Source organism: Streptomyces sp. NPDC058525 (genome assembly GCF_042719495.1).
Classification (GTDB): Bacteria; Actinomycetota; Actinomycetes; order Streptomycetales; family Streptomycetaceae; genus Streptomyces.
In genome coordinates, this window is sequence record NZ_JBHXNP010000034.1 from 43682 (window position 1) to 63145 (window position 19464).

The following is a 19464-nucleotide window of genomic DNA, read 5'->3' on the forward strand; positions in this document are numbered from 1 at the left end:
TTCCCGGCGCCCGGACCCCGCCGCGGCCGCGCGGGCATGCGTCAGGTCGATTCGCGGTGGACGGCCGCGGCGGCCATCAGGTCGTGCCGCTCCGTGGCCTCCGAGGGCTCCCGCACGGCGCGGTCCACGAGCGCGGCCAGGTGGTCGCCGGTCGGCAGCTCGATCTGCACCGTGCTCAGCCGGGGCCGCAGCAGCCGGCCGATGAGCAGGTCGTCGGCGCCGATGACGGCGACGTCCTCGGGGACGCGCAGGCCCTCGTCCTGGAGGGCCCGCATCAGCAGCATCGCGTACTCGTCGTTGTACGCGAAGACGGCGTCGAGGCCGAGTCCGCGCCAGCGGGCCGCGAGCGCCGCGGCCGACTCCTCGGAGTAGGCCATCGGAAGGGCCTCGACCTCCGCCTTGCCGCGGGCCGAGATCTCGTCCCCGGCCCGGACCCCGGCCGAGATCTCGTCCCCGGCCTGGACCCCGGCCGAGATCTCGTCCCCGGCCCGGACCCCGGCCGAGATCTCGCCCCCGGCCCGGACCCCGGCCGAGATCTCGCCCCCGGCCTGGACCCCGGCCGAGATCTCGTCCCCGGCCTGGACCCCGGCCTCGCCCCGTACCGCCCCGAGCCTCCGCGCCGCCTCCCGCGCACCCGCGAGGCGGGGCGCGGAGAACAGCTCCAGCCCGTCCTCCTCGGGGACGATCACGCCGATCCGGCGCCGGCCGCGCTCGATCAGGTGGGCGGCGGCCCGGGCCCCGACCTCCTCCTGGTTCATCACCAGCGCGTGCGCTCCCGGCACGCTCACGGGACCCATGGTGATCACCGCGCGGGCCCCGGCCCGTTTCAGGGTGGCCACGTTGTGCGCCGAGAGCGCGATCTCGCCGAGCGAGATCACCGCCACCGGGCGCAGTTCCGCCCAGGCGCGGGCGGCCTCGTCACCGCTGAGGCCGAGGCTCCCGTACTGGACCACGGTGTAGTCGAGGCGGCGCAGCGCCCACTGGAGCTCGTTGAGGAAGGTGCTGTAGAGCGGCCCGACCGGCACGTGCGAGGTGGGCAGCAGCACGATCCGGGTGTGCCCGGCCCGCAGGCTGCGGGCCGCCGCGTGCGGCACGTAGCCGAGCTCCTCGGCGGCCTCACGCACCTTGCGCCGGGTCGGCTCGCTGATGCGCACGGCTTCGGCGTTGTTCAGGACGTACGAGACCGTCGCTCGCGACACGCCCGCGAGCCGGGCCACGTCGGCGCTGGTCGGCACGGGCGGTGGCGCGGCGGGCCCGGAGGCGGGACCGGGGGCGGGCCCGGAGGCGGGCCCGGAGGCGGCCGCCGGCGCCGGCGGCTTCGGCGATTTCGATGACTGAGACATTGCCGTGGCATCTTTCCAGAGCCGTTGCGGCCGGGGGCTAGCGGATGGCCTGAAACGGATGCTACACAGTGGTTACACGATTCATTGACACGTGTAACCCCGGCGTCACATCCTCTTCACCGGGCCAGCCGTCTCATGTGTCCCCCATCGTGCCGTCGCCCTGTCGCGCTCCGTCGCACCCCCGCCGTCGCGACAGGGCGGCGCGCACCCCTCCCGCCGCACCCCTCATCCCCTCGCACCTGCCCAGGAGGGCACCGTGGGCCATTCCTCCCCCGGCCACAACACCGGCGCCGGAGCCGACACCACCGCCTCCACCGCGATCACCGGCGCCACCACCGACGCGTCCGCCCCGTCCCGCCCCGCACGCGGCCTCCTCCCGCTGCTGCTCGTCGGCAACACCGCCATGTACGCGCTGTACGTGGGCGTCGCCGGCGTGCTGCTCGCGCTCCAGGTCGAAGACATCGACCCGGCGAACAAGGTCGCGAACTTCGGCCTGATCGCAGGGGTCTCGGCGATCTTCGCCACCGTGTTCAACCCCGTCGCCGGAGCCCTGTCCGACCGCAGCGGCCGGCGCAATCCCTGGATCCTCGGCGGCGGACTCGCCGCCGTACCGGCGATGTTCCTGCTCGGCTTCGCCGACACGATCCTGCTGATCACGATCGCCTGGTGCCTCGGCCAGGCCGTCATGAACGTCTACCAGGCGGCCATCACCTCCGTGGTGCCCGACCGGGTGCCGATGAACGCCCGCGGCAAGGCCTCCGCCGCCGTCGGGCTGGGCCTGCCCTTCGGGTCCACGCTCGGGGCACTGGTCGGCGCGGCCTTCTCCGAGGACTACCGCACCGGCTACCTCGTCTTCGGCGCCCTCGTGGCGGGCTCCGCCGTCCTGTTCACCGCCTGCACCCGCGAACAGCGCCTCCCGGCCCGCGCGCCGCTGCCCGTCAAGGCGCAGCTCGCCGCCTTCGCGAGCGCGCTGCGCGACCACGACTTCCGCTGGGCCTTCATCGGGCGGGCGCTGCTCGTCCTCGGCTACTTCGCGGTGAGCAGCTACCAGCTCTACATCCTCCAGGACCACACGGTGCTGCCCGACGGGATGGAGCCGCAGGCCGCGGTGGCGGTGCTGATGCCGCTCACCAGCGTGGCGATGGTCGTCTCCACGGTCCTCGGCGGGTACCTCTCCGACCGCTACGACCGCCGCAAGCTCTTCGTCGGCGCGTCCGCCCTGCTGTCGGGGGTGGCCCTGGTGATCCCGGCCGTGTCGACCAGCTGGACCGCGATACTGGCCTTCTCGGTGGTCAATGGGCTCGCGTTCGGCTGCTACATGGCCGTGGACACCGCTCTGGTGACGATGGTGCTCCCCAAGGCCGAGGACGCGGCGCGCGACATGGGCGTGCTCAACATCGCCAACGCCGGTCCGCAGATCGTCGCTCCGTTCATCGCCTCGGTGGTCGTCTCGCTCAGCGGCGGGTACACCTCCCTGTTCCTCGTCGCGGCCGTACTGGCGGTGGCGGGCGCCCTCGCGGTGAAGCCGATCCGCAGCGTGCGCTGACCCGCACCCCTCCTATGCTCGTTCTCTTCCCTTGACCATCTCGTCTCCGAAAGGCACCACCGTGCTGCTGCACACCCAGAGTTGGGGCGAGGGCGACCGCCTCGCCCTCCTGATCCACGGGATCATGGCCGACCACCGGACCTGGCGCCGGGTCGGTCCCGCGCTCGCCGACCGCGGGTACCGCGTCATCGCGGTGGACCTGCGCGGCCACGGGGCCAGCGGCCGGGGCGAGTACAGCCCGGAGCTGTTCGCGGACGACGTGGTCGAGACCCTCCCGGTGGGAGCCGAACTCGCCATAGGCCACTCGCTGGGCGGTCTGACGCTGTCGCTCGCGGTGGACCGGCTGAGGCCGCGGCGCGCGGTGTTCTCCGACCCTGCGTGGCACCTCGGCTTCACCCCGGAGGGCTTCGGGCCGGAGATGCTCGCGGAGTTCAAGTCGGCGCCCAAGGAGCAGATCCAGGCGATGAACCCGCGCTGGGAGGAGGCCGACGTGGACATCGAGCGGGAGACCCTGGCGGTCTGGGACGAGGCCACCGCACTGAGCCTCGGCCCGCTGGCGGGGGCCGACCTGCTGCCGGCCGCGCCGGTGGTCCCCTCGCTCGTCCAGCTCGCCGACCCGAGCATGCTGATCACGCCGGAGCGGGCCGCGGTCCTGGGGAGCCGTGGTTTCGAGGTGCGTTCGGTCGTGGGGGCCGGGCACACCATCCACCGCGACGACTTCGACGGGTTCATGGCCTCGCTGGAGGGGTGGATCTAGTCACCCCCTGCCACTCCCCACTACGGTCTCCCTACCGATCGGTAATGGGGAGTGGTCGCGGTGCCTGAACCTTCAGCTTCAACAGTCCCGCCGGCCGGACCGGCCGCGTACGAGGCCGCGTACGGCTCCGACGGGCCCTCGGGCCTGGTGGACATGGCGGCGGCCCTCGCCGAAGGCCGCGTCTCGGCACGCGAGTTGACGGAGCGTGCGCTGAGCCGGATCGCGGCCGCCCAGCCCGAGCTCAACGCCTTCCGCACGGTGCGCGCCGAGGCGGCCCTCGCGGAGGCGGACGCGGCGGACCGGCGGCTGGCCGCGGGCGAGCGGCTGCCGCTGCTGGGCGTTCCGCTCGCCGTGAAGGACGACATGGACGTGACCGGCGAGCCGACCTCCTTCGGCTGCGCCGGGACCTTCCCCGCCAAGACCGCCGACAGCGAGGCGGTACGCCGGCTGCGCGCGGCCGGCGCGGTGATCGTCGGCAAGACGCAGACGCCGGAGCTGGGCCAGTGGCCGTTCACCGAGGGCGGGGCCTTCGGTGAGACGCGCAATCCGTGGAACCCCGCCTACACGCCCGGCGGTTCCTCGGGCGGCTCGGCGGCCGCGGTGGCGGCGGGGCTGGTCCCGGCGGCGCTCGGGTCCGACGGCGCGGGCTCGGTGCGCATCCCCGCCGCGTGGACGCACCTGATCGGGGTGAAACCGCAGCGCGGGCGCATCTCCACCTGGCCGGAGCCGGAGTCCTTCCACGGGCTCACGGTCAACGGCGTACTGGCCCGTACCGTCGCCGACGCGGCGCTCCTGCTGGACGCCGCGAGCGGCCCGCACCCCGAGGACCTGCACCGCCCGGACCGCATCTCGGCCGTCGAGGCGGCCCGTCGCGCCCCGCGCCGGCTGCGCATCGCGCTGTCGTTCGCGATGCCGTTCACGGCGACGCCCAAGTCCCTTGACCCCGAGGTGCGTTCGGCGGTGGAACGGCTGGCCGGGCGGCTGGAGTCGCTGGGCCACGAGGTGGTCCCGGAGGATCCCCGGTACGGCCCGATCGGCCTGACCTTCGTCCCCCGGGCGACGAGCGGCGTACGGGACTGGGTCGCGCGGGTCCCCGATCCCGGGCTGCTGGACCCCCGTACGCACGAGGCGGTACGGACGGGCCGGATCCTGGGCGGCCTGCCGCTGCGCGCGTCCCGCCGGGCGGAGTCGGCCCTGCGGCGGCGGGTCGGGGAGATCTTCGGCCGCTTCGACGTCGTCCTGACCCCGACGACGGCCACCCCGCCCCTGCGGATCGGCGCGCTGTCCGGCCTGGGTGCGATGGCCACCGACCGGGCGATGATCGCCGCCTGCCCGTACGCCTGGACGTGGAACGTCCTGGGCTGGCCGGGCGTCAACATCCCGGCGGGCTTCACGGAGGACGGCCTGCCGATGGGGGCCCAGCTGCTGGGCCCTGCGAACGCGGAACCGACGCTGCTGAGCCTGGCCGCGCAGCTGGAGTCGGCGGAGGGCTGGGCCGCACGGTGGGCCGGGAGCCGGGTCGCCGGAAGCCGGTAGGGCCGGGAACCCGTAGGGCCGGGAACCGGTAGGGCCGGGGCCGCTGGTCACCGCGCGGCGGCGGTGCCCGGCCCCGGGTACGGGCCAAGCGGAAGCCCGACCCGCTAACCTCACCCGGATGACGGCTATTTCCCCCCACGGCAACCACCGCGCCGACCAGCCCGGCCGCGACGGAGCGACCGCCACCAGCGAGGCCGATCCGCGCGCCATCGGCCCCGTACGGACCTCGTACGCGCCCGACCCCGACGGCGATCCGGATCCCGGCGAGATCGTCTGGACCTGGGTCCCGTACGAGGAGAACGACGGCCGCGGCAAGGACCGTCCGGTGCTGGTCGTGGCCCGTGAACCGGGCGGGCGGACGCTGCTCGCCGTGCAGTTGTCCAGCAAGCGGCACGACCACGACCGGGAGTGGGTGCCCATCGGCACCGGCCCGTGGGACAGCGCGGGGCGGGAGTCCTGGGTGGACGTCGACCGGGTCCTGCGGGTGCACGAGGCGGGGATGCGGCGCGAGGCCTGCGCGCTGGACCGCGGCCGCTTCCAGCTGGTGGTCGACCGGCTGCGCGAGCGCTACGGCTGGCGCTAGGCGCGCGGCCCGCCCCCACCCGTTCGGCCGGACCGTCTCAGTCGGGGGTCCGGCCGAAGGCCCGTTCGAAAGCCTCCCGGGTTTCCGGCTTGCGGTCCAGGATGCCGAACACCACCTGGTCGAACACCCCCGAGAAACGCCCGGCCAGCAGCCCCCGGAAGGCCTCGGCCACCACCGCCGGGTCGTTCTGGAACACCCCGCACCCCCACGCGCCGAGCACCAGCCCCCGGTAGCCGTGCAGCGCGGCCACCTCCAGGACGAGCCCGGCCCGCCGGGCCAGCGCCTGCGGGATCTCGGCGGCCCGCTCCGGCTCCTGGCGGCGGATCGTGCCCGCGTTCGGGGCCGGGGAAGTCAGGAAGCCGGCCCGGAACGGGGTCTCCAGCAGTGCGCCGCGGTCGTCTCGGAAGACGGGGACCCCGGGCGAGTGAATCACCCGGTCGGTGTAGAAGGTGCTGCGTTCCGCGCGGTGGACCTCGTAGTACTCCGGAGCCTCCAGCAAGGTCTCGTACAGGGCCGAGGCGCGGCACAGGGCCTCCTCCTGCGCCTTGGCTCCGCGGACGTAGCCGCCCCCGGGATTCCGGGCCGAAGCGAAGTTCAGCACCGCGACCGGAGCACCCCGCGCGGCGAGCCTGCGGGCCGCGACGGTGCTGCTCTCCCCCGTCACCTCGATGGCGGTCTCCCGCCCGTCCCCGGCGATGCGCTCGCCTGGAATCGTCTGGTTTGGTCCATATATCCTGGTTCCCGCCCTGGCTTCCGCCAGGGCGGCGGCCAGATCGACCCGCCGTCCCGACCGCGTCCGGTACCCGCCGGCCGCCACGATCTCCGCGTTCTCCCGCGCGATCTCGCGCAATCTGCTGCTCACACCAGCATCTTGCGCACCAGAGGCCCCATAGGGAAAAGGATTTTGCGACCGGAAGACGGGTAGGCACGGGTGATGTCACGACGACCGATGTCGCGACCGACGACAGGAGAAGAGGACCCGGTCATGTCCACGTTCTCACCCGCTCACCCACCACCACCGCCACCCATATCCGAAGGCCAGGCCGAGGACCTGCTCCATGGCATCTGCTTCAAGACGGGCCCGCCCCGCCTCCTCGGCGCCGAGCTCGAATGGCTGGTCCTGGACGCCGAGCGGCCCGGCCGTCCCCTCTCGCCCGACCGGCTGCGGGCCGCGCACAGCGCCGCGCGCGCCCTGCCCCTGAGCTCCCGGGTGACCGTCGAACCCGGCGGCCAGCTGGAGCTCAGCTCGGCCCCCGCGGCCTCGCTGAGCGGCTGCGTGGACGGCCTCCAGGCCGACCTCACCGCCGTCCGGGCCGCCCTGATCACCCAGGGCCTGCTGCTGGAGGGCCACGGCCAGGACCCGCGCGTCCCCCACCGCCGGCTGCTGAACAGCCCGCGCTACGACGCGATGGAGACCTACTTCGACCGCACCGGCCCGGCCGGGCGCGCCATGATGCGCGCCTCCGCCTCCGTGCAGGTCTGCGTCGACGCCGGTCACGAGGAGCCCGGTGTGCTCGGCCACGGCCGGCGCTGGCGGCTCGCGCACCTGCTCGGCGCGGTCCTGGTGGCCTCCTTCGCGAACTCCCCCGCCTACGAGGGCCCGTACGCCGACTGGCGCTGTGCCCGGCAGGGCAACTGGGCCGACATCGACAGCCGTCGCGCGCTCGCCCCGCCGCTGGACGGTTCGCCGCGGGCCGGCTGGACCCGGCAGGCGCTGGACACCGAGGTGATGTGCGTACGGTCGTACGACGGCGAGCCGTGGACGATCCCGCAGCACATGACCTTCCGCGACTGGCTGCGCACGGGCGGCGACCCGGTGTACCCGGGGCTGCGCCCGCCCACCGCGGAGGACCTGGACTACCACGTGAGCACCCTGTTCCCGCCGGTGCGGCCGCGCGGCCACCTCGAGCTGCGGATGATCGACGCGCAGCCCGGTGACGACGGCTGGCTGGTCCCGGTGGCCGTCGTGCACGCGCTGTTCGACGATCCGGAGGCTGCGGAGACCGCGTACCGGGTGAGCAAGGCGCTCGCCGAGACGTACGGCTCCGCGCCCGCGCCCCGCAATCCGCTGTGGCGCTCCGCCGCCCGGCACGGCCTGACCGATCCGGAGCTGCGGGCCGCCGCCAAGGCCTGCTTCCGGGCCGCCGCCGAGGCGCTGCCCCGGCTCGGGGCGAGCGACCACGTCCGGGACACGGTCGGGGCCTTCACCGAGCGCTTCGTGCTGCGCGGCCGCTGCCCGGCCGACGACCCGCCCCGGCCGCCGGCCGGGGCTGCCGGCAAGGAGGCCCGCCGATGACCCACGGATCCCCTCCCGGCCTGCGGGAACGGGCGGCGGCCGCGCTGACCGCCGCGCGCGCCCGGACGGCCGCGCTCACCGACCCGGTGACCGACCGGGACCTCACCGCCCAGCACTCGCCCCTGATGTCGCCGCTGGTCTGGGACCTGGCGCACATCGGGAACCAGGAGGAGCTGTGGCTGCTCGGCCGCGTCGCCGGACGCGAGTCGCTGCACCCCGAGATCAACCCGCTCTACGACGCGTTCCAGCACCCCCGCTCCGAACGGCCGCGGCTGCCGCTACTCGGTCCCGCCGAGGCCCGCCGGTACGCCGCCGAGGTGCGCGGCCGGGTCTTCGACCTGCTGGAGCGCACCCCGCTGGAGGGCAGCGCGCTCCTCGACGACGGCTTCGCCTTCGGGATGATCGCCCAGCACGAGCAGCAGCACGACGAGACGATGCTGATCACCCACCAGCTCCGGCAGGGCGAGCCCGTCCTCACGGCCCCCGAGCCCGATCCCCCGTACGAGGCGCCGCTGGTGGCCGAAGTCCTGGTGCCGGGCGGTCCGTTCACGATGGGGACCTCCGCCGAGCCGTGGTCGCTGGACAACGAGCGGCCCGCGCACGCCCGGGACACGGCGCCGTTCTGGATCGACACGGTGCCGGTGACCAATGCGGCGTACCAGGCGTTCATGGCGGACGGCGGCTACGGCGAGCCCCGCTGGTGGGCCGCGGCCGGCTGGGCGCAGATCCGCGAACACGGCATCGAGGCACCGCTGTTCTGGCGCCGCGAGGGCGGCCAGTGGCTGCGCCGCCGGTTCGGGGTGACCGAGCCGGTACCGGATGACGAGCCGGTGCTGCACGTCAGCTGGTACGAGGCGGACGCCTACGCCCGCTGGGCGGGGCGCCGGCTGCCCACCGAGACCGAGTGGGAGAAGGCCGCCCGGCACGACCCCGCCACCGGCCGCTCGCGCCGTTACCCGTGGGGCGACGCCGATCCGGACCCGGTCCACGCCAACCTCGGCCAGCGCCACCTGCGCCCGGCCCGGGTCGGCAGCTACCCGGCCGGGGCCTCGCCGCTCGGGGTGCGCCAGCTGATCGGCGACGTGTGGGAGTGGACGGCGTCCGATTTCCTGCCGTACCCGGGCTTCCGGGCCTTCCCGTACCGCGAGTACTCGGAGGTGTTCTTCGGCCCCGAGCACAAGGTGCTGCGCGGGGGCTCCTTCGCGGTGGACGCGGTGGCCTGCCGGGGCACCTTCCGCAACTGGGACCTTCCGGTGCGACGGCAGATCTTCTCCGGCTTCCGCACCGCGAGGGATGCCTGATGTGCCGTCATCTCGCCTATCTGGGACCGATGGTGGCGCTCGGACGGCTGCTGAGCGAACCCGAGCACTCGCTGGTGCGCCAGTCCTGGGAGCCGCGCCGCCAGCGCAGCGGCACCGTCAACGCCGACGGCTTCGGCGTCGGCTGGTACGCGGAGGACGACCCGGTCCCCGCCCGCTACCGCCGGGCCGGGCCGATCTGGTCCGACCTGACCTTCGCCGACCTCGCCCGCGTGGTGCGCAGCGAGGCCGCGCTGGCCGCCGTACGCGACGCCACCCGGCCGGGGGCCGACGGGGAGGCCGCGGCGGCCCCGTTCGCGGACGGGCCGTGGCTGTTCAGCCACAACGGGGCGATACGGGACTGGCCGGACGCGGCGGCCCCGCTGGCCCTGGGCCTGCCGCCCGCGGACCTGCTCCAACTGGCCGCGCGCACCGATTCGGCCCTGGTCTGGGCGCTGGTCCTGAACCGGCTGCGGGCCGGGGCCGACCTGGGCGCGGCGCTGGCCGGGGCGGTGCTGGAGCTGGCCGTTGCCGCTCCCGGCTCGCGGCTGAACCTGCTGTTGACGGACGGCGCGGCCATCGCCGCGACGGCATGGGGGGATTCGCTGTGGTACCTGGCGGATCCGCGGGCGGAGCGGATGGTGGTGGCCTCCGAGCCGTACGACGGGGACACCCGCTGGTGCGAGGTGCCCGACCGGACCCTGCTGACCGCCACCCGTACCCGGGTCGAGCTGACCCCCCTCAAGGAGACCCCGCAGGGGGAGAAGGAGTGAGCGTGAGTGACTTCCAGATGACCCGGACCCTCGACGAGCACGCTGCGGAGACGGCGCTGCGCGCGGACGTCCTGCACGGGCTGACGCAGACGCCGAAGGTGCTGCCGCCCAAGTGGTTCTACGACGCGCGGGGCAGTGAACTCTTCGAGGAGATCACCCGGTTGCCCGAGTACTACCCCACGCGCGCGGAGCGGGAGATCCTGCTGGAGCGGGCGCAGGAGATCGCCTCGGCGAGCGGGGCGCGGACGCTGGTGGAGCTGGGCTCCGGCTCCTCGGAGAAGACCCGGCACCTGATCGAGGCGATGCCGGCGCTGGACACCTACATCCCGGTGGACGTGAGCGAGAGCGCCCTGGAGGGCGCGTCGCGGACGCTGCTGGCGGCGCATCCGGGGCTGCGGGTGCACGCCCTGCTGGCCGACTTCACCGGCCCGCTGCGGCTGCCGGAGTCGCCGGGGCCGCGGCTGGTGGTGTTCCTGGGCGGCACGATCGGGAACCTGCTGCCGCCGGAGCGGGCGGTGTTCCTGGCGTCCGTACGGGCGATGCTCTCGCCCGGGGACACGCTGCTGATCGGCACGGACCTGGTCAAGGACGAGGCCGTGCTGGTGGCGGCGTACGACGACGCCCAGGGGGTGACGGCCGAGTTCAACCAGAACGTACTGGCCGTGATCAACAGGGAGTTGGGTGCGGACTTCCACACCGCCGACTTCGCCCACGTGGCGGTGTGGAACCGGGAGCGGGAGTGGATCGAGATGCGGCTGCGGGCCCGGTCGGAGCAGCTGGTGAAGGTCCGCGCACTGGACCTGGTGGTGCCGTTCGCGGCGGGTGAGGAGATCCTGACGGAGGTGTCCGCGAAGTTCCGTCAGGAGGGCGTGCGCAGGGAACTGGCGTCCGCCGGGCTTGAGTTGGTCCAGTGGTGGACGGATGCGGCGGGCCGCTTCGCCCTGTCCTTGTCGGTCGCCGACGGCGCGGAGCGCTGAGCCGGGATGCCGGGCAGGGATGAGGCGGAGGTGATCGCCGTCTGAGCCGCGGCCGCGAGGTCCCGCCGGTCCGCGTACCGGCCCGGCGGGATCCGCGGCAGCAGGGTGACCTCGGCCCGCACCCCGCGGGCCCGGGCGATCCGCCAGAGCGAGGCCGTCAGCGGGTCGTCCCCGACGAAGGCGGGCTCCCCGGCCGGCTCCCCGTCGCGGCGCAGGTAGGCGAGCCGGACGGGCTGTACGGGCACCCGCGCGTCCAGGGCCGACTGGAAGGCCGCCCTGCGGAAGGCGCCTTGGGCGCGCCCGCACCAGGTGGAGCCCTCGGGGAAGACGGTGACCCGGTCGCCGTCCAGCAGCGCGCGGGTCATGGTCTCGACAGTGGCGGGCAGGGCGCGGATCCGCTCGCGCTCGATGAACAGGGTGCCGGCCTGTCCGGCGAGGCGGCCGAGGACCGGCCAGGCCCGGATGTCGCTCTTGGCGAGCATCCGGCAGGGCAGGACGGCCGCGACGAGCGGGATGTCCAGCCAGGAGATGTGGTTGGCGACGATCAGGCGGCCGCCGCCCCGGCCGGGGCTTCCGTGCACGGTGATCCGGATGCCGAACGCCCGCACCAGCGCGGCCGACCAGCCCCGCACCACCGCGTGCCGGGGCCGGGCCGGCAGCAGCCGTACCGGCGGGGCGCCGAGGATCCCGGCGAGGATCAGCAGGACGGCGGCGGTGAGCCGGAGCACCGCGAGCGGGACGCTCGCCGTGCTCCCCTCGTGGCCGGCGCAGGCCTCGGCGGTGCAGGGCGAGGTGGGCAGCCAGACGCTCATGCGCCCGGGACGAGCGAGAGGAAGTGCTTGAGGTAGCGCGGGTTGGTGCGGCGCAGGGAGAGCAGCACGTACAGGTCGGCGCAGCCGAACTCGGCGTCGAGGGCGGGCTCGCCGCAGACCCAGGCGCCCAGGCGCAGGTAGCCGCGCAGCAGCGGGGGCAGTTCCATACGGGCGGGGTAGGTGATGCCCTCGGGGTTCCAGGGGATGTGCGGGGTGACCCGGTACTCCTGGGGGGCGAAGGCGCGGGCGAGGGCCGCTTCACGGGTGGCGGCGGCCAGCACCCCGCCGTCGGCGAGCGGTATCGAGCAGCAGCCGGCGAGCCAGTTGTGCCCGGAGCGGTCCATGTAGCGGGCGAGGCCGGCCCAGATCAGGGCGATGACGGCGCCGTTGCGGTGGTCGGGGTGGACGCAGGAGCGGCCGACCTCCACCAGGTCCGGGCGGATGGGGGCGAGGGCGGAGAGGTCGAACTCACCCTCGGAGTAGAGGCGGCCGGCGACGGCGGCGCGCTCCGGGGGAAGCAGCCGGTAAGTGCCGACGACCTGCTCGGTCTCCTCGTCGAGGACCAGGAGGTGGTCGCAGTACGCGTCGAAGGAGTCGGTGTCGAGACCCGGCTCGGGCCCGACCAGGCGGGCGCCGAGCTCGCCGGCGAAGACCTGGTGGCGCAGCCGCTGGGCGGCGCGGACCTCGTCCTCGTTGCGGGCGAGGCGTACGGCGTAGCGGGGGGCGGTGAGGGCGCCGGCTCCGGCGGTGGGGGCGGGAGCGGGGACGGCGGCCGGGGGCGCCGTGGGGATGGGGGACGGGGACAGGGGTGCGATGGTCATGGCGGCTCCTGATCCGGGCGCGGAGAGCCAGGCCGGCAGGTGTGCGACCTGGCTCCTTTACTTCTTCCGTGACCGGCTGGATTCGACATGACCGCTCAGCGGCACGCGGATGTGCGGACGCTGAACTCGGTGGTTGGGCGGGCGGAGGGGCGTGGCGGGTCCGGTGCGGGCGGCGGGGCGGCGGGGCGGACCCGGCGGCCTCGGAGGTCTGCGGACCCGGCGGCCTCAGGGGTCTGCGGACCCGGCGGCCTCAGGGGTCTGCGGACCCGGCGGCCTCGGAGGTCTGCGGACCCGGCGGCCTCAGGGGTCTGCGGCTCAGCGGGTCTGCGGCTCAGCGGGTCGGCGGGTCAGCGGTCGGAGCTGAGGACCGTGCTGATGGTCGCGGAGGCCGTCCGGGCGGCCTGCTTCGGGTCCTGCCCGGTCAGTACGGCCGTCATGAAGGGCTTGATCGGGTTCTTCGCCTCTACCTCGGCCCAGCGGGCGGACTTGGGCGTGGCCCGGCCCTGTGCGGCGCCCACGGCCATGGTGGCGGCGCCCTCGTTGCCCTCGACCACGTGCGCGAGGGTGGTCTTGTTCGGTACGTAGCTCATGGTGCGGGCGAGCTCGGTCTGCCACTTCTCGCTGACCAGGGCCGTGATCACGTCGACCGCGGCCTTCCGCTGCCCGGTGCGCTCCGGGATGATCAGGTCCGAGCCGCCCGTGAACACCGCGCCCGCCTTGTCGGAGGTCTTGCCGGGGATGGGGAAGAAGCCGAGCTTGCCCTTGAGCGCGGGGTTGGCGGCCTCGATCTCGGCGACCTGGCCGGGCGTGGCGATGATCTGCGCGACCTGGCCGCGGGCGAAGACCTCCGACTGCGGGGGCGTCTCCTCGTCGGCGTCCTTGGGGCCGTCGCCGAGCGCCTGGAGCTGCTTGTAGAACTCCATGCCGGCCAGGGCCTTCTCGTCGTCGAGGCTGCCGACCCACTTGCCGCTGGTCTCGACGGCGAGTTCGCCGCCCTCGTCCCAGATGAAGCCGGCCAGGACGTACCAGTTCTGGCCGGCCAGGTAGATGCCCTGCTGCTCCGACTTGTCGAGCTTCTGGGTGGTCTGGATCCACTCCGCGCGGTTCTTGGGGGTGCTCTTGATCCCGGCGTCCGCGAAGAGGTCCTTGTTGTAGATCACCACCCGGTTGGCGGCGTACCAGGGGACTCCGTACTGGGCGCCGTTGACGCTTCCCGGGTCGGACAGGCCCTTGAGCCAGTCCTTGCTGCCCCAGGCGCGCAGCCCTTCGAGGGTGAGTTCCGAGAGGCCCCCGGTCTCGACGTACTGGGCGACCTGGGTGTTGCCGACCTCGATGACGTCGGCGCTCTCCTTGCTCTTGCCCTCGAGCACGGCGTTGACCTTCTCGCCGATGCCGGTCCACTCCTGGATCCTGACGTCCAGGTCGACGCCGGGGTGCTCCTGCTCGAAGGAGGCCGTGAACTTGCCGATGAAGTCCTCCGAGGCGCTGCCCTTCATCAGCCAGAGCGTCACCTTCCGCGTGCCTCCTGCCTGGTCACCCGACTGGCCGCAGCCCGTCAGAGCGGTCGCGGCGGCGAGGGCGGTGCACACGGCAAGGAAGCGCATCTTCACGAAAGGTCACCTTCTGGGGACGGATCTCGGATGGCTTGAAATTGGCATAGACCAATGGGCTGGTCAAGGGCCTTTCGCTCGGGACTGTTCACGCAAAGTTCGCGGAGCCGGACTTACTGGGGCACCGTAGAACGAGGCAAAAGCCACCCAGCGTCGGGAGACCCCCATGTCCAATCACACGTACCGGGTGACCGAAATCGTCGGCACCTCCCCCGAGGGCATCGATCAGGCCATCCGCAACGGGATCGCCCGTGCGGGCCAGACCGTGCGCAATCTCGACTGGTTCGAAGTCGTCCAGGTGCGCGGGCACATCGAGAACGGCACGATCGCCCACTACCAGGTGGGGCTCAAGGTCGGCTTCCGCCTCGACGGCGAGGACTGAACTCCCGGACCCCGGCCCGCCCGCCGCGCTCAGGTCCGCCCCTCCCCCTCCTGGGCGGCCTTGAGCTCCGGCGCCTCCGCCGCCCAGTCGGCGAGGACGATCCGGAACCCGGCGGCGCGGGCCGCCTGGCAGACGAGCTCGTCGTCGTCCACGAGGATGCGCACCTCCCGGCCGCGGGCGATCCGCTTCAGCACCTCCAGCTTGGTCGTCCGGGCCGGGCGCCGGTCCTGGTTCCCGCGCATCCACACCCGGCCCTCGGGCAGGCCGTGCCGGGCCAGCCAGTCGAGCGTGTCCGCGCGGCACCGCTCCGGGCGCCCGGTCAGGTACACCACCTCGCAGTCGGCCGCGCTCTCCGCCACCAGCGCCACCCCGCGCCCCAGCGGCGGATCGGCCGGGGCCGCCCCGAAGAAGCCGGCCCAGTCGCGGGGGCGGCGCTCCAGGAAGTGCTGGCGGTGGGCGGTGTCCGCCAGGGTGTTGTCGATGTCGAAGACGGCCAGCGGTGGTCTGCGCGTGCTGTTGTTCTCGGTCATCCCGCAACCCTAGGGAATCCCCGCGCACGCACGGTGTTGAGTCCTGTGTGATCCGAAAACTCTCCCTCCTCGACCGGTCCCGCGTCCGCGAGGGCCACACCGCCCCCGAGGCCCTGCGGAACACCGTCGACCTGGCCCGGACCGCCGAGGAGCTCGGCTACCACCGCTTCTGGGTCGCGGAGCACCACAGCGTGCCCGGGGTCGCGGGCTCCGCGCCGACCGTCCTGGCCGCGGCCGTGGCGGCGGCCACCCGGCGGATCCGGGTCGGCACGGGCGGGGTCATGCTGCCCAACCACCAGCCGCTGGTGGTCGCGGAGCAGTTCGGGGTCCTGGAGTCGCTGTTCCCCGGCCGGATCGACATGGGGCTCGGCCGTTCGGTCGGGTTCACCAACGGCATCCGGCGGGCGCTGGGGCGCGACACCGGGGACGCCGACCGGTTCGAGGAGCAGCTGGCCGAACTGCTGGGCTGGCTCGACGGCAGCCAGCAGGCCCATCCGCAGGTGCACGCCCGCCCCGCCGAGGGCCTGCGGATACCGGCGTACGTCCTGGCCACCGGCGAGGGCGCCGGGATCGCCGCCCGGGCCGGGCTGCCGCTGGTGGTGGGCGACCTGCGGACGCGCGGCCGGGTCACCGAGGTCATCGACACCTACCGCAAGGATTTCCGCGCCTCGGCCTGGGGCGCGGAGCCGTACGTGGTGGTCTCCGGGACGGTGGCGGTGGCCGCCACGGCCGAGGAGGCCCGCCGGATCCTGGTCCCCGAAGCCTGGTCGGTCGCGTACTCCCGCACCCGGGGCAGCTTCCCGCCGCTGCGGCCGGCCGAGGAGGTCGAGGCCCTGTCCATGACCCCGAAGGAGCGCGAGCTGTACGAGGGGGCCCTGGCCGGGCACGTGCACGGCACGGAGGAGCAGGTCGCGGCGGAGCTGGCCGAGGTGGCCGCGCTGACCGGCGCGGACGAGCTGCTGGTCACCACCTCCACCCACGACCGGACGGCGCTGCTGGACTCCTACCGCAGGCTGGCCCGGATCGCGGGACTCTGAGATCGGGGCTCTAAAATAGGGCGAATGCACCAGTCCCGCGATCCCCTGCCCGCCCCCGACTCCCGCGTACGGGTCCGGGGCGCCCGGGAGCACAACCTGCGCGGCGTCGACGTGGACATCCCGCGCGACGCGCTGACCGTGTTCACCGGGGTCTCCGGGTCCGGGAAGAGCTCGCTCGCCTTCGGTACGATCTACGCCGAGGCGCAGCGCCGGTACTTCGAGTCCGTGGCCCCGTACGCCCGCCGGCTCATCCACCAGATCGGCGCCCCGAAGGTGGACTCGATCACCGGGCTGCCGCCCGCCGTCTCGCTGGAGCAGCGCCGCTCCTCGCCGGGATCGCGGTCCTCGGTCGGGACGGTGACCCTGCTGTCCAACTCGCTGCGGATGCTGTACTCCCGGGCCGGCACCTACCCGCCGGGGGCCCCGCGGCTCGACTCCGACTCCTTCTCCCCCAACACCGCCGCCGGGGCCTGCCCCTCCTGTCACGGACTCGGCCGGATCCACCGCACCAGCGAGGAACTCCTCGTCCCCGAGCCGGGCCTGTCGATCCGTCAGGGTGCCATCGCCGCCTGGCCCGGCGCCTGGCAGGGCAAGAACCTGCGGGACATCCTGGAGGCGCTGGGACACGACGTCGACCGGCCGTGGCGGGAGCTCCCGGCGAAGGACCGCGAGTGGATCCTGTTCACCGAGGAGCAGCCGGTGGTGACCGTGCACCCGGTGCGGGACGCCGACCGGATCCAACGGCCTTATCAGGGCACGTACATGAGCGCCCACCGCTATGTGATGCGGACCTTCTCCGACAGCAAGAGCGCCACCCTGCGGGCCCGCGCGGAGGGGTTCCTCGCCGACTCATCCTGCCCGGTGTGCGAGGGGCGGCGGCTGCGGCCCGAGGCCCTGGCCGTGACCTTCGCGGGCTACGGGATCGCCGAGCTGGCGGCCATGGCGCTGACCGGCCTGGACGGCGTACTCGCCGCCGCGCCGCTGGAGGACGAGGCGGCGCGGGTGCTCGCGCGGGACCTGCGCGCGCGGATCGGGCCCGTGGTGGAGCTCGGGCTCGGCTACCTGAGCCTGGACCGCGCCGCGCCGACCCTGTCCGCGGGCGAGCTCCAGCGGCTGCGGCTGGCGACGCAGCTGCGGTCGGGGCTGTTCGGGGTGGTGTACGTACTGGACGAGCCGTCGGCCGGGCTGCACCCGGCCGACACCGAGGCGTTGCTCGGCGTACTGGACCGGCTGAAGGAGGCCGGGAACACGGTGTTCGTCGTGGAACACGACCTGTCGGTGGTGCGGCACGCGGACTGGCTGGTGGACGTGGGGCCGCTGGCCGGGGAGCACGGCGGGCAGGTCCTGTACAGCGGGCCGCCGCAGGAGCTGGCCGGTGTGGCGCGGTCGGCGACGGCCCGGCACCTGTTCGCGGCGCCGGAGCCGGCCGGGGCGCGGCGTCCGGTGCGCACGGCCACCGGGTCGGTGCGGCTGAGCGGGGTGGACCGGCACAACCTGCGGGACGTGCACGTGCCCTTCCCGCTCGGCGTGTTCACCGCCGTGACCGGGGTGTCGGGATCGGGGAAGTCCACGCTGGTGGGCCAGGCGCTGGCCCGGGAGGTCGCCGGACGGCTGGCGGAACCGGACTTCCCGGTACGGCGGCTGGTGGAGGTGGACCAGAAGCCGATCGGCCGCACCCCGAGGTCCAACCTGGCCACGTACACGGGGCTGTTCGACGTGGTGCGCAAGCTGTTCACGGCGGCTCCGGAGGCGAGGGCGCGCGGCTGGAAGGCGGGCCGGTTCTCCTTCAACGTGCCGGGCGGCCGGTGCGAGACCTGTCAGGGCGAGGGCTTCGTCTCGGTGGAGCTGCTCTTCCTGCCGAGCACCTACGCCCCGTGCCCGCAGTGCGCGGGCGCCCGGTACAACGCCGAGACCCTGGAGGTCCGGTACGCCGGTCTGAACATCGCCGAGGTGCTCGGGCTGACGGTGGAGGCGGCGGCCGGATTCTTCGCGGAGGTCCCGGCGGCGGCGCGCAGCCTGCGGGCGCTGGAGGACATCGGGCTCGGCTATCTGCGGCTGGGGCAGCCGGCCACCGAGCTGTCGGGCGGCGAGGCGCAGCGGATCAAGCTGGCGACGGAGCTGCAGAGGCTGCGCCGGGACCACACGCTGTACCTGCTGGACGAGCCGACGACCGGGCTGCATCCGGCCGATGTGCGGGTGCTGCTGCGGCAGTTGCACGGGCTGGTGGACGCCGGGCACTCGGTGGTGGTCGTGGAGCACGACATGGCGGCGGTGGCGGGCGCGGACTGGGTCATCGACCTGGGCCCGGGCGGGGGCGCGGAGGGCGGCCGGATCGTCGCCTCGGGCACCCCGGCCGAGGTGGCCGCGGCGGGCACGGGCCGCACGGCGCGGTACCTGGCACGGGCGCTCGAAGGCGGGGCCGTCTACCAGGTCGTCTAGGCGTCGCCGGACAGCAGGTGCTGCGGGATTTCTCGGAAGCTCCACCGGCCCTGGCGGCGGGTGAACGTCCAGACGAGGTCGTGGCGGTCGGGCCAGGCGGCGGGGACGCCGAGGACCTGGTGGGCGCCCAGCGCGCGGACCAGGCGGGGGATGCCGCTGTGCTCCCAGCAGACGAGCACGGGCATGGGGGCGCGCAGTACGGCGTGCACGAGGGCCGGCTCGGCACCGACGGCGAACTCGGCGCGTACGGGGGTGCGCAGAGCGGTGGCCAGGGCCGCGACGGTCTGCTTGCACCGGGCGGGTGCCCCGGCCCTGCCGCCGGCGGCGAAGACGGTGGCAGGGCGGGGCAGCGAGGAGCCGCGGGCCGGCGGGAAGAGCCGGGGGAGCTCGTCGGCCCTGCGCCAGCCGCGGCCGGCGAGCGAACCGGGGTCGTCCTCGCCCTCCTCGTCCCAGCCGGAGTCCCCGGCGTACGGCTTCTCGGCGTGCCGGATCACCATGATCAGGGCGTCCCCGGGCCCGGCCTGGGGGCCGGGCGCCGGCCGCGCGGGTTCCTCCGCGGAGCAGCCGGCGACGGCCAGCGGGGCGAGGGCGGCGGCCAGTACGGCTCGGCGGCGCGGTCCGGACCCGGCGGGGGCATGTGGCATGGGTGCACTGTCCCCCACGGCCGGGACCGCGCCGGGGTGCGGCGCGGCGCGGGGGCCGTACGAGCGCCCGGTCGGCGGAG

18 protein-coding genes are annotated in these 19464 nt (G+C 74.2%); 11 read left to right on the forward strand and 7 right to left on the reverse strand.

Annotated features, from left to right (window positions below; all coding sequences use genetic code 11):
• Window positions 1-41 precede the first annotated feature (41 nt).
• Entirely contained in the window at window positions 42-1343 is a 1302-nt protein-coding gene (locus ACFWP3_RS18075) for a LacI family DNA-binding transcriptional regulator (protein WP_384221832.1), read from the reverse strand.
• Between the two features lie 256 nt (window positions 1344-1599).
• Here ACFWP3_RS18075 and ACFWP3_RS18080 point away from each other — a divergent pair, with 256 nt between their 5' ends.
• The 4 genes from ACFWP3_RS18080 to ACFWP3_RS18095 all read left to right on the forward strand — a co-directional run bounded on the left by ACFWP3_RS18080 (window position 1600) and on the right by ACFWP3_RS18095 (window position 5765).
• Window positions 1600-2889: an MFS transporter gene (locus tag ACFWP3_RS18080; protein ID WP_384221835.1), complete on the forward strand. Its 1290-nt coding sequence runs from the start codon at window positions 1600-1602 to the stop codon at window positions 2887-2889.
• Between the two features lie 61 nt (window positions 2890-2950).
• Window positions 2951-3646, forward strand: coding sequence for an alpha/beta fold hydrolase (locus tag ACFWP3_RS18085; RefSeq protein ID WP_384221895.1), 696 nt, complete (start codon window positions 2951-2953; stop codon window positions 3644-3646).
• A 153-nt stretch (window positions 3647-3799) separates the two neighbouring features.
• On the forward strand, window positions 3800-5182 hold the full coding sequence (locus ACFWP3_RS18090) for an amidase (protein ID WP_384221897.1): 1383 nt from the start codon (window positions 3800-3802) through the stop codon (window positions 5180-5182).
• 118 nt (window positions 5183-5300) lie between these two features.
• Complete coding sequence (locus tag ACFWP3_RS18095; RefSeq protein ID WP_384221837.1) at window positions 5301-5765, forward strand: type II toxin-antitoxin system PemK/MazF family toxin; 465 nt, start codon at window positions 5301-5303, stop codon at window positions 5763-5765.
• A gap of 37 nt (window positions 5766-5802) precedes the next feature.
• Here the strand turns inward: ACFWP3_RS18095 and ACFWP3_RS18100 are convergent, their stop codons facing one another.
• On the reverse strand, window positions 5803-6627 hold the full coding sequence (locus tag ACFWP3_RS18100) for a TIGR02452 family protein (RefSeq protein WP_384221840.1): 825 nt from the start codon (window positions 6625-6627) through the stop codon (window positions 5803-5805).
• A gap of 123 nt (window positions 6628-6750) precedes the next feature.
• On the opposite strand from ACFWP3_RS18100, the gene egtA reads away from it, so the two are divergent.
• Genes egtA through egtD form a run of 4 tightly spaced genes read left to right on the forward strand, consistent with a single transcriptional unit; the run spans window position 6751 to window position 11109 of the window.
• Window positions 6751-8061: an ergothioneine biosynthesis glutamate--cysteine ligase EgtA gene (gene egtA, locus ACFWP3_RS18105; RefSeq protein WP_384221842.1), complete on the forward strand. Its 1311-nt coding sequence runs from the start codon at window positions 6751-6753 to the stop codon at window positions 8059-8061.
• Window positions 8058-9362: an ergothioneine biosynthesis protein EgtB gene (gene egtB, locus ACFWP3_RS18110; protein WP_384221845.1), complete on the forward strand. Its 1305-nt coding sequence runs from the start codon at window positions 8058-8060 to the stop codon at window positions 9360-9362. Before egtA ends, egtB begins: the two co-directional genes overlap by 4 nt.
• Entirely contained in the window at window positions 9362-10132 is a 771-nt protein-coding gene (gene egtC / locus ACFWP3_RS18115) for an ergothioneine biosynthesis protein EgtC (protein ID WP_384221848.1), read from the forward strand. The genes egtB and egtC overlap by 1 nt, the downstream gene beginning before the upstream one ends.
• Window positions 10133-10134: 2 nt before the next feature.
• On the forward strand, window positions 10135-11109 hold the full coding sequence (gene egtD, locus ACFWP3_RS18120) for an L-histidine N(alpha)-methyltransferase (protein WP_384221850.1): 975 nt from the start codon (window positions 10135-10137) through the stop codon (window positions 11107-11109).
• Here the strand turns inward: egtD and ACFWP3_RS18125 are convergent.
• The 3 genes from ACFWP3_RS18125 to ACFWP3_RS18135 form a co-directional block, all read right to left on the reverse strand.
• Entirely contained in the window at window positions 10992-11921 is a 930-nt protein-coding gene (locus tag ACFWP3_RS18125; protein WP_384221852.1) for a lysophospholipid acyltransferase family protein, read from the reverse strand. The two genes, egtD and ACFWP3_RS18125, sit on opposite strands and share 118 nt — an antisense overlap.
• A complete protein-coding gene (locus tag ACFWP3_RS18130) occupies window positions 11918-12742 on the reverse strand; it encodes a GNAT family N-acetyltransferase (RefSeq protein ID WP_384221855.1) in 825 nt (274 codons plus the stop codon). Before ACFWP3_RS18130 ends, ACFWP3_RS18125 begins: the two co-directional genes overlap by 4 nt.
• 347 nt (window positions 12743-13089) lie before the next feature.
• Entirely contained in the window at window positions 13090-14352 is a 1263-nt protein-coding gene (locus tag ACFWP3_RS18135; RefSeq protein WP_384221857.1) for an extracellular solute-binding protein, read from the reverse strand.
• A gap of 166 nt (window positions 14353-14518) precedes the next feature.
• Here ACFWP3_RS18135 and ACFWP3_RS18140 point away from each other — a divergent pair, with 166 nt between their 5' ends.
• On the forward strand, window positions 14519-14734 hold the full coding sequence (locus ACFWP3_RS18140) for a dodecin (RefSeq protein ID WP_384221859.1): 216 nt from the start codon (window positions 14519-14521) through the stop codon (window positions 14732-14734).
• A 29-nt stretch (window positions 14735-14763) separates the two neighbouring features.
• On the opposite strand, the gene ACFWP3_RS18145 is transcribed toward ACFWP3_RS18140, so the two are convergent.
• Complete coding sequence (locus ACFWP3_RS18145) at window positions 14764-15264, reverse strand: hypothetical protein (RefSeq protein ID WP_384221861.1); 501 nt, start codon at window positions 15262-15264, stop codon at window positions 14764-14766.
• A gap of 47 nt (window positions 15265-15311) precedes the next feature.
• Here ACFWP3_RS18145 and ACFWP3_RS18150 point away from each other — a divergent pair, with 47 nt between their 5' ends.
• On the forward strand, window positions 15312-16301 hold the full coding sequence (locus ACFWP3_RS18150; RefSeq protein WP_384221863.1) for an MsnO8 family LLM class oxidoreductase: 990 nt from the start codon (window positions 15312-15314) through the stop codon (window positions 16299-16301).
• A gap of 24 nt (window positions 16302-16325) precedes the next feature.
• Complete coding sequence (locus tag ACFWP3_RS18155) at window positions 16326-18740, forward strand: ABC transporter (RefSeq protein ID WP_384221865.1); 2415 nt, start codon at window positions 16326-16328, stop codon at window positions 18738-18740.
• On the opposite strand, the gene ACFWP3_RS18160 is transcribed toward ACFWP3_RS18155, so the two are convergent.
• Complete coding sequence (locus ACFWP3_RS18160) at window positions 18737-19384, reverse strand: hypothetical protein (RefSeq protein WP_384221868.1); 648 nt, start codon at window positions 19382-19384, stop codon at window positions 18737-18739. The genes ACFWP3_RS18155 and ACFWP3_RS18160 overlap by 4 nt on opposite strands.
• Window positions 19385-19464: the final 80 nt, after the last annotated feature.